General features: G+C 72.0%; 8 protein-coding genes. 2 read left to right on the top strand and 6 right to left on the bottom strand.

What is annotated here, in order from left to right; translation table 11 throughout:
- The first annotated feature begins 348 nt into the window (after positions 1 to 348).
- Complete coding sequence (locus ACFWUY_RS36835) at positions 349 to 960, top strand: YceI family protein (RefSeq protein WP_384120398.1); 612 nt, start codon at positions 349 to 351, stop codon at positions 958 to 960.
- 173 nt (positions 961 to 1,133) lie between these two features.
- Here ACFWUY_RS36835 and ACFWUY_RS36830 read toward each other — a convergent pair whose 3' ends face one another.
- A complete protein-coding gene (locus ACFWUY_RS36830; RefSeq protein ID WP_384120396.1) occupies positions 1,134 to 2,282 on the bottom strand; it encodes a serine hydrolase domain-containing protein in 1,149 nt (382 codons plus the stop codon).
- 132 nt (positions 2,283 to 2,414) lie between these two features.
- On the opposite strand from ACFWUY_RS36830, the gene dnaN reads away from it, so the two are divergent.
- A complete protein-coding gene (gene dnaN / locus ACFWUY_RS36825; RefSeq protein WP_384120394.1) occupies positions 2,415 to 3,518 on the top strand; it encodes a DNA polymerase III subunit beta in 1,104 nt (367 codons plus the stop codon).
- A 41-nt stretch (positions 3,519 to 3,559) separates the two neighbouring features.
- Here dnaN and ACFWUY_RS36820 read toward each other — a convergent pair whose 3' ends face one another.
- The 5 genes from ACFWUY_RS36820 to ACFWUY_RS36800 all read right to left on the bottom strand — a co-directional run bounded on the left by ACFWUY_RS36820 (position 3,560) and on the right by ACFWUY_RS36800 (position 9,948).
- The gene (locus ACFWUY_RS36820; protein ID WP_384120392.1) at positions 3,560 to 4,918 is read right to left on the bottom strand and encodes a hypothetical protein; all 1,359 of its coding nucleotides are present in this window, start codon (positions 4,916 to 4,918) and stop codon (positions 3,560 to 3,562) included.
- Between the two features lie 51 nt (positions 4,919 to 4,969).
- Entirely contained in the window at positions 4,970 to 6,586 is a 1,617-nt protein-coding gene (cimA, locus tag ACFWUY_RS36815) for a citramalate synthase (protein WP_384120390.1), read from the bottom strand.
- Between the two features lie 282 nt (positions 6,587 to 6,868).
- Complete coding sequence (locus ACFWUY_RS36810) at positions 6,869 to 8,197, bottom strand: MFS transporter (protein WP_384120388.1); 1,329 nt, start codon at positions 8,195 to 8,197, stop codon at positions 6,869 to 6,871.
- 75 nt (positions 8,198 to 8,272) lie between these two features.
- Positions 8,273 to 8,902 carry a TetR/AcrR family transcriptional regulator gene (locus ACFWUY_RS36805; RefSeq protein ID WP_384120386.1) on the bottom strand — a complete coding sequence of 210 codons (630 nt, stop codon included), beginning with the start codon at positions 8,900 to 8,902 and terminating at the stop codon, positions 8,273 to 8,275.
- 29 nt (positions 8,903 to 8,931) lie between these two features.
- Positions 8,932 to 9,948 carry an agmatine/peptidylarginine deiminase gene (locus ACFWUY_RS36800; RefSeq protein WP_384120384.1) on the bottom strand — a complete coding sequence of 339 codons (1,017 nt, stop codon included), beginning with the start codon at positions 9,946 to 9,948 and terminating at the stop codon, positions 8,932 to 8,934.
- Position 9,949: the final 1 nt, after the last annotated feature.

The raw sequence follows: 9,949 nt of genomic DNA, 5'->3' as shown, positions 1-9,949 counted from the left end.
GACCGCGTGGGCCTCGCCGGCGGCGGTGAGGACGCCCACGCCGGGGGCGAAGAGGGCGCCGAGGACGAGGGCCAGGGCGGTCAGGACGGACCGGAGCTTCATGGGGAGTGCCTCCTGCTGGTGACCGTGACGGGGGATGGTCCTGAGGTGCAGGTGGTTCAGGTGCTCGTCTCGCACGGGGATGATGCCGCAGTTCTACGCGCGTCCGCCAGAGGGCGTCGGGGTCCTTGTGACGCCGTCCGGATGAACATCCTCCAGGGATGTTGAATGTTGAACGGAATAGGGTTACAGTCGTTCTCGTTGAAGGTTCAACCAACGACATGGATCGCCACCGACAAGGAGAACGTCATGGGTCTGTTCAACCGCAAGAGCAACGAGTCCGCCGTCGCCGTCGCCACCCTCCCGGTCGACCCGGCCCTGGCCGCCCTGACCGGCGACTACACCATCGACCCGGCGCACAGCAGCATCGGCTTCACCGTCCGCCACGCCATGGTCACCAACGTGCGCGGCACCTTCGCCGAGCACGAGGGCGCGCTGAAGCTGGACGGCGCGAACCCGGGCGACTCCACCGCCTCCATCGACGTCAGGATCGCCTCCATCGACACGGGCATCGCCGACCGCGACGGCCACCTCCGCAGCGGCGACTTCTTCGACGCCGAGCAGTTCCCGCTGATGAGCTTCCGCTCCACGGCGGCCGAGCAGCTGGGCGGCGACAAGTACCGGATCACCGGCGACCTGACCATCAAGGACGTCACCAAGCCGCTCGCCATCGACCTGGAGTTCAACGGCACCGCCACGGACGTCTACGGCAACGAGCGCGTCGGCTTCGAGGGCTCCGCCGAGATCCTGCGCTCCGCGTGGGGCCTGACCTGGAACGCGGCCCTGGAGACCGGCGGCGTGATGGTCAGCGACAAGGTCAAGCTGAACTTCGACATCTCCGCGATCAAGAACGCCGCCTGAGCCCGGCCTCCCTCCGGACGACACACGAGCGCGCCCGCCCTCCGCGACAGCGGAAGGCGGGCGCTCGGCGTCCCCGGTGACTTACGGGGCGGCTCGGCGTCCCCGGTGACTTACGGGGCGGCTCGGCGTCCCCGGCGACTTGTCGGAGGCGGCTCGCCGTCTCCGGTGGTTCCTCAGAGGCGGCTCGCCGCCTCGACCACCGCCGGGACCAGGCGGTTGTTCTCGGCCGCGCCCGGGCCCGACATGAAGCCGAAGCGGCGGCGGGTGTAGCTGTACGCGAGGCCGGTCGCCGGGTCGGCGAAGGCCTGGGAGCCGGGGGCGCCGCTGTGGCCGACGGCGGCCGGACCGAGGGAGGGGTAGCGGGTGGCCATCGGGACGAAGCCGAGGCCGAAGGCGTTCTCCGCGCCCGTCACGAGGTCGGTGCCCCGGGAGTGGATCCGGGCGAACTCCGCCAGCGTGTCCGGCTTCAGGAGCGGGGCGCGCCCGTCGAGCTCGCCGGCGATCGTCGCGTACATCCGGGAGAGGCCGCGCGCGGAGCCGGTGCCGCCGCCGGAGAGCGGCGCCCGCTCCCGGAACGTACGGGAGTTCGCGTAGTCGAGGTCGTCGAACGGCGGGTCCGCGTGGAGGTTGAAGCCGATGGCCATGAGGCTGTCCGGCGCGATCGGGTTCGCCGCGAGGAACGCCTGCTCCGCGGGCGTGGGCAGCATCGGCAGGGCCGTACGGAAGCGCGGCTCCAGCTCCTCGGGCAGCCCCAGGTAGTAGTCGAGCGCGTACGGGGCGCGGACCCGCTCCTCGAACAGGTCCCGGACCGTCCGGCCGGTGGCCCGCAGGACCACCTCGCCGACCAGGGCGCCGATCACGAGGGCGTGGTAGCCATGGCCGGTGCCCGGCTCCCAGAAGGGCCGCTGTCCGGCGAGCCGCGCGGCGATCGCCCGGTCGTCGGCGAGCTCGTCGGCGCTGAACCCGCCGTCGGTGCCGATCACGCCGGAACGGTGGGCGAGCAGCTGGCGCAGGGTGAGCTCTCCCTTCCCCTCGGCGGCGAACTCGGGCCACCAGGAGGCGACGGCGCGGTCCAGGTCGAGGGCGCCGTCCTGGACGAGGAGGGCGGTGACCAGGGCCATGGCCCCCTTGGACGAGGAGTAGAGACCGAGGAGCGAGTCCCCGTCGACCCCGTCGCCACCCCACAGGTCCACGACGAGCCGGCCGTGGTGGTGGACGGCGAGCTGCGCCCCGCCGTCGCGTGCCTCGTTCGCCACGACGGTGGCGAACTCCTCCCGTACGGACTCGAATCCGGGCTCCACCGTGCCGTGGACGTCACTCATCGCGCTGCTCCCCCATCGTTCACGTTCGGAGAGGAGAACGATCAGCCGCCCGTTTCCCTTCCCGACTCGCCGAAGAACATCTGAAACCGCTGGTCAACGCCCTTGTCAGTGGGGGCGGCTAGCGTCGGCGGCATGGAATTCCGTATCGACAGCGGTGCGTTGACCGACGCCGTGGCCTGGGCCGCGCGCGTCCTGCCGGCCCGCTCCCCCATGCCCGTCCTCGGCGGCCTGCTCCTGGAGTCGGCGGCCGGCCGGCTGCGGGTCTCCGGTCTCGACCACGAGGCCTCGGCCCGTGTCGAGCTGGAGGCCGACACGGACGTCGAGGGCCGGGTCCTGGTCCTGGGACGGCGGCTGCTCGACATCTGCAAGGTGCTCCCCTGGGGCCGCGTGGAGTTCGCCGTGGAGGGCGCCCGCCTCTCGGTGACCTCCGGCGACGCCCGCTTCGGCCTCTCCCTGCTGCCGCTCGACGACTACCCCGCCCCGCCCGTGCTGCCCCAGGTCCGCGGTCTGGTGGACGGGGACGCCTTCGCCGCCGCGGTCGGCCAGGTGGCGGTGGCGGCGGGCCGTGACGACTCGCTGCCCGTCCTGACCGGGATACGGCTCGCCCTGGCCGGGACGACCATGACGCTGGCCGCCACCGACCGCTACCGCTACGCCGTCCGGACCCTGGAGTGGAAGCCGGCGGCCGAGGCGGCCGCGGAGGACGCGGACGTGGTCGTCCCCGCCCGCCGCCTCACCGAGATCGCCCGCTCCCTCGCGGGCGGCGGTCCGGCGCGGCTCGCCCTGGACGACGGCTCGATCGGCTTCGAGAGCGCCGGCCTGCGCACCACCACCCGGCTGCTCGACGGGCGCCTCCCCCGCCACGACAAGCTCTTCGCCCTCGGCGACCACGCCCTCGCGGCCACGGACCGGGTCCCGCTGACCGAGGCCGTCAAGCGGGTCGCGGTCGTCGCCGAGGGCGACAGCCCGGTCCAGCTGACCTTCACCGCCGACGCGCTCCACCTCCAGGCGGGGTACGAGGACGACATCGCCTCGCAGCGCCTTCCGTCCACCCTCACGGGCCCCGACACCCTGACGGTCGCCTTCAACCCGGGCTACCTCCTGGACGCCCTCACCGCTCTGGACTCCCCCGAGGTCCACTTCCACCTGCTGGGTCCCGGCCAGCGCGCCCTCCTCACCGAAGGCCCGGCCGCGGCCCACCGCCATCTGCTGATGTCGGTGAAGCCGCTGGTCTGAGCACCGGGGGTGGCCACAGGGGGTGCCTGGTGCCCGGGGCCCTAGAAGCCGCCTCCGCCGTCGAAGCCGCCTCCGCCGTCGAAGCCTCCCCCGCCGCCGAAGTCGCCGCCGCCGAAGCCGCCCGAGTCGCCTCCGAAGTCTCCGGAGCCGAAGTCACCGGCATCGAAGTCGCCGCCGGAGAAGTCGCCGCCGCCGTACTCGGAGGCGTAGGCCGGGGTCGCGAGCATCGAGCCGAGGAGCGTGCCCATCAGGAGGCCGGGGAGGATGCCGCCGCCGAAGTAGCCGCCCGCCCAGGGGCCGTACGCCGGGCCCGCCTCCCAGTAGGGGCGGCGGACGCCGTCGGCGTCGACCGTGCGGGCCAGCGGGTCGAGGCCGTCGTCGAGACGGGCCGCGTCGGCGGCGCAGACCGGAACCTGCCGGGTGGTGCCGCCGGCCGGGGTCCAGGTGCGGTCCTCGGTGGAGGGGCCGTGGCGCGGGTCGAAGAAGCAGGGCGCGCGGCGCTCGGGGAGCGGGCGGGACTCGCGGCGGGCGGCGAGGACGGCGAGGGAGTAGCGGCCTTCCTCCAGGGCCTGGGTGACGGCGCGGACGTCGTGGGGGTGGGCGGCGGAGGCCATGAGGGACTTGGCCTTGTCGTACGAGTCGAGGGCACGTTCGTAGTCGCCGCGCATGGCGTCGTCGGCGCCGGGCTCGGCGGGGTGGAAGTCGAGGCGTTCGAGCTCTTCGCCGAAGGCGGTGATGTCCTCGTCGACGACGACCCTCAGCTTGTCGAGGGCGGCCCGTTCCTCGGCCTCCTTGCGGAGCCGGTTGCGGCGGACGACCGCGTAGGCGCCCGCGCCCGAGGCGGCGACGACGGCGCCGAGGGTGACGAGTCCGGCCACGGGGACGCCGGAGTCGGTGCCGACGGAGCCCCAGGAGGCGGGGGCGGAGCCGCGCAGGGCGGGCAGGGCCTGGTCGACGAAGTCGTTGAGTTCGGCGGCCGCGTCGGCGCCGGGCCGGCTCACCGAGGCGGCGAGGTTCTGCGCGGCCGCGGGGGACATCACGGAGGGGTCGGAACCCGCGTCGAAACGGTCACCGAGGTGCACCGCGTACAGGCCCGCGGCACCCGTCTGGGCGCGCAGGTTGTCGATGAGGCCGTTCGGCGGGAACTGGGCGTTCGCCGGCAGGACGGCCACGAAGAGCGGCTTGTCCGCGTCCTTGATCTTCTGGGCGAGGGCGTCCGCGTCGGCCTTCGACAGCTGGTCGGCGGCACCCGGGTCGACGTACACCGGGCCCTGCTTCAGGGCGGCGGCCGCGTCGGGTATCCCCGTGGCCCTGGCGCCCGAGGAGGGTGCCAGGGCCAGGAGCAGGAGCAGTATCAGCCCGGCGAGGGCCGACAGGGTGGAGAGCGGCCTGGTCCTCATGTCTTGAAGCTACCCGAATGGCAACAAACAAGACATAGGGGGTCGATCGGATTACTCGGCGGGGTCGACCCCGGCCCTCAGTACGCCGTACGTGAAGGCGTCCTCCAGGGCCTGCCAGGAGGCGGCGATCACGTTCTCGCCGACGCCGACCGTCGACCACTCGCCGTTGCCGTCGCTGGTGGTGATCAGGACGCGGGTGGTGGACTCGGTGCCGTGGCGGCCCTCCAGGATGCGGACCTTGTAGTCGACCAGCTCGAACTTGGCCAGCTGCGGGTAGATCCGCTCCAGGGCGAGCCGCATCGCCCGGTCGAGGGCGTTGACGGGGCCGTTGCCCTCGGCGGTGGCGACGATCCGCTCGCCCTTGGCCCAGAGCTTGACGGTGGCCTCGTTGGCGTGGGTGCCGTCGGGGCGGTCCTCGACGATCGCGCGCCAGGACTCCGTACGGAAGTAGCGGCGGGCGCGGCCCTCGACCTCCTCGCGCAGGAGCAGCTCGAAGGAGGCGTCGGCGGCCTCGTACGTGTAACCCTGGAGTTCGCGCTCCTTGACCCGCTCGACGACGCGGGCGACGAGCTCGCGGTCGCCTCCCAGATCGACGCCGAGCTCCTTGCCCTTGAGCTCGATGGAGGCGCGGCCGGCCATGTCGGAGACGAGCATCCGCATGGTGTTGCCGACCAGCTCGGGGTCGATGTGCTGGTAGAGGTCGGGGTCGACCTTGATCGCGGAGGCGTGGAGTCCGGCCTTGTGCGCGAAGGCGGAGACGCCGACGTAGGGCTGGTGGGTGGAGGGCGTCAGGTTGACGACCTCGGCGATGGCGTGCGAGATCCGGGTCATCTCGGCGAGGGCGCCGTCGGGCAGCACCTTCTTGCCGTACTTGAGCTCCAGGGCCGCGACGACGGGGAACAGGTTGGCGTTGCCGACCCGCTCGCCGTAGCCGTTGGCGGTGCACTGGACGTGGGTGGCGCCCGCGTCGACGGCGGCGAGGGTGTTGGCGACGGCGCAGCCGGTGTCGTCCTGGGCGTGGATGCCCAGGCGGGCGCCGGTGTCGGCGAGGACGGTGGCGACGACGGCCTGGATCTGGGCGGGGAGCATGCCGCCGTTGGTGTCGCAGAGGATGACGACGTCGGCGCCGGCCTCGTGCGCGGCGCGCACGACGGCCTTGGCGTAGTCGGGGTTGGCCTTGTAGCCGTCGAAGAAGTGCTCGCAGTCGACGAAGACGCGGCGGCCCTGGGAGCGCAGGTGGGCGACGGTGTCGCGGACCATCTCCAGGTTCTCGTCGAGAGTGGTGCGCAGGGCGAGCTCGACGTGCCGGTCGTGCGACTTGGCGACCAGGGTGATGACCGGGGCGCCGGAGTCCAGGAGGGCCTTGACCTGCGGGTCCTCGGCGGCGACGCCGCCCGCCCTGCGGGTGGCGCCGAAGGCCACGAGCCGCGCGTTCTTGAACGCGATCTCCTGGGTGGCGCGGGCGAAGAACTCCGTGTCGCGCGGATTGGCGCCGGGCCACCCGCCCTCGATGAAGCCCACACCGAACTCGTCGAGGTGTCGGGCGATGGTCAGCTTGTCCGCGACGGTGAGGTTGATGCCTTCACGCTGCGCCCCGTCGCGCAGCGTCGTGTCGAAGACATGGAAGCTGTCGTCGAGGCGTGAGCTCTCGGCGTTCTCCGTGGTCATGACTGTGATGGCTCCTGTCGGATGTGGCTCCGGAAGGTCTGGATCCACTTGCCCCCATTCTCACGCGTCGTCCGTTTCCGGCGGTGGTGGGGCCGGAAAAAGAAAAAACCCCTCGCGGGTGCGAGAGGTCTGCGCGCGGGTCTGGGGCACGGTGTCCACTGCCGCGGGGGTTGTGCCGCGGTTCAGTGGCCACTGCGGACCGGCGCGCCGCTGCCGATAATCATCGTGGTAGCAAGCACGCCGGAAGTCTGGCACAGGTCGGACGTCAGCGGGACGGCGGTCTCACGATACGGGCAGCTGGTCCCGCTTCCGGCCGGGCGCGGCGGAGCCGGCCGCGCCGACCCGGCCCAGGTCGATGTCGCGGGTCTCCCGCATCGTGAGGTAGACGACCAGGGAGACGGCCGCGCAGCCCGCCACGTACCAGAAGAAGCCCGACTCGATGCCCGCGTCCTTGAACCAGAGGGCCACGTACTCGGCGGTGCCGCCGAAGAGGGCGTTGGCGATCGCGTACGGCAGGGCGACGCCGAGGGCGCGGATGCCGGTGGGAAAGAGCTCGGCCTTCACGCAGGCGTTGATCGAGGTGTAACCGGTGATGACGAGGAGCGCGAGCAGGGAGAGCCCGAGGGCCGGCCAGAAGGAGCCCGCGTGCTTCAGCATCGTCATGATCGGCACGGTGAGGAGCGTGGAGCCGACCGCGAAGGTGATGAGGAGCGGGCGGCGGCCGATCCGGTCGGAGAGCGCCCCGGCCAGCGGCTGGAGGCAGGCGAAGACGATCAGGGCGCAGAAGGAGACCAGGGTCGCGGTCTGCTTGGGGAGTCCGGCGGAGTTGGAGAGGTACTTGGTGAGGTAGGTGGTGTACGTGTAGTACGCCACGGTCCCGCCCATGGTGAGCGCGACGACGAGGAAGGCCTCGCGCCGGTGCGCCCAGAGGGCCGTGAGGGTGCCCTTCCGGTCGCCCGCGACCGCGTCGTCGGCGGTCTCCTCGTACACCTCGGTCTCCAGCATGGTGCGGCGGAGGTAGAAGACGACGGCCGCGCCGAGGGCGCCGATGACGAAGGGGACGCGCCAGCCCCAGCTGTGCAGGGCCGCGTCGGACATCGTCCGCTGGAGGACGATCAGCAGGCCGAGGCCGAGCACCTGGCCTGCGGTCATCGAGACGTACTGGAAGCTGGAGGCGAAGCCGCGGTGCTTCGGCGCCGAGGCCTCGGTGAGGTAGGTGGCGCTGGCGGCGTACTCGCCGCCGACGGAGAGCCCCTGGAGGAGGCGGGCGACCAGGAGGACGGCGGCGCCGCCGTACCCGGCGACCGCGTAGGTGGGCGCGATCGCGATGAGGAGCGCGGAGGCGGACATGAGGGTGACGGTGAGGGTGAGGGCGGCCTTGCGGCCCTTGCGGTCGCCGACCCGGCCGAGGAGCCAGCCGCCGACGGGCCGCATGAAGAAGCCGACGGCGAAGATGCCGGCGGTGTTCATGAGTCTGGCGGTGTCGTTGCTCTCGGGGAAGAACGCTCCCGCGAAGTAGGTGGCGAAGCTCGCGTACACGAACCAGTCGAACCACTCGACCATGTTGCCCGCGGATCCGACCCAGATCTTCTTCCAGTGCTCTCGTCCCATGGGCGAGAACCGTGCCGGAGATCCCCCACGGGCAACAAGGCCACAGCGCGCAACGATCGGGTGTACTTACGTGCGTTACGGTCGCGGCAGCAGGTCCTGGTCGATGAACTCCCGTACGTGCGCGATGACTTGATCCCGCCCCGTACCCGGGATGCCGACGGCGACGTGCACGCTGAAGCCGTCGAGCAGGGCGCGCATCCGGGTGGCGAACCGGTCCGGGTCGACCGGCCGGAACTCCCCGCGCGAGACCCCCTCGGCGAGGATCGCGACGAGGTCCCGGTGCCAGGCCCCCTCGATGGCGGCCTGGCGGGCACGGGCGTCGTCGTCGGCGTTCTGTGACCGGTTCCAGACCTCCAGCCACAGCGTCCAGTGCGGATCGCGCGGCCCGACGGGCACGTACACGTCGACGTACCCGTCGAGCCGCTCGCGCGCGGTCCCGGGCCGGGAGAGCAGCGCGCTCCGCTCGGCCCCGAGCCGCCCCTCGCTCCACTCCAGGGTCTGGAGCAGCAGTTCGTCCTTGGTGCGGAAGTAGTAGAGCAGGTGCCCGCTGCTCATCCCGACCTGCCGCCCGAGCCCGGCCATGGTGAGCCCGTCGAGCCCCCGCTCGGCGATCGTGCCCATGGCGGCGGCGAGAAGCTCCTCGCGGGGCGGGGCGGCCTGGTTGCGCCGGCGGGGATGGGGCGGCGGGCTGCTGCTCTGACTCACTCGTACGTTCTACCGCATGCCCGCCCGGCTCAGATCTTCGGCTGCTGCTGGGTGATGCAGTGGATGCCGCCCCCACCTGCGAAGATCGTCCGCGCGTCGACGAGGACGACCTCGCGCTCCGGGAAGAGGCGGCGGAAGATCTCGGCCGCCAGCTCGTCGTGGGGGTCGTCGAAGGCGCAGAGGACGACGCCGTCGTTGCACAGGTAGTGGTTGATGTACGAGTAGTCGACCCAGTCGCCCTCCTCGTCCTTGAGGACGGTCGGGGCGGGGATCTCGACGACCTCCAGGGGGCGGCCCTGGGCGTCGGTCTGGCCGCGCAGGATGTTCACGTACATCCGGGACCGCTCGTAGTCGGGGTGGGCCGGGTCCTGCTGGCTGTGGACGAGGACCGTGCCGGGACGGGCGAAGGCGGCGACGATGTCGACGTGGCCCTGGGTGCCGTAGAGGCCGTAGTCGCCGGTGAGGCCGTTGGGGAGCCAGATGGCCTTGGTGGTGCCGAGCTTGGCGTGGATCTCGGCCTCGACCTGCTCGCGGGTCCACTCGGGATTGCGGCCGGAGCCGAGCTGCACGGTGTCGGTGAGAAGGACCGTGCCCTCGCCGTCGACGTGGATCGCGCCGCCCTCGTTGACGAGGGGCGACGGCAGTACGGTGACCTGCGCGAGGTCCGCGACATGGCGGGCGATCTTGGAGTCGTGTTCCCAGCGGGCCCAGTCCTGGGCGCCCCAGCCGTTGAACACCCAGTCCACGGCCGCCAGTTCGGTGCCGTTCGTGACGAAGGTCGGGCCGATGTCCCGCATCCAGGCGTCGTCGAGGTCCCGCTCGACCAGGTCGATCTCCGGGCCGAGGAGCGCGGCGGCCGAATCCGCGTCGCCGGGGGCGACCACCATCGTCACCGGCTCGAAGCGGCGGACGGCGCGGGCCACCGACGCCCAGGCGGCGCGGGCCTCGGCCAGCTCGTCCTCGTTGGTGAAGGTGGGGTTGGTGCTGGGCCAGGCCATCCAGGTGCGCTCGTGCGGCATCCACTCGGCGGGCATGCGGTAGGTCATC

The sequence above is a fragment of the Streptomyces sp. NPDC058664 genome (assembly GCF_042716635.1).
Lineage (GTDB): Bacteria > Actinomycetota > Actinomycetes > Streptomycetales > Streptomycetaceae > Streptomyces.
Note: the sequence above shows the minus strand (reverse complement) of the source record. Positions and strands in the feature narration are given on the sequence as shown.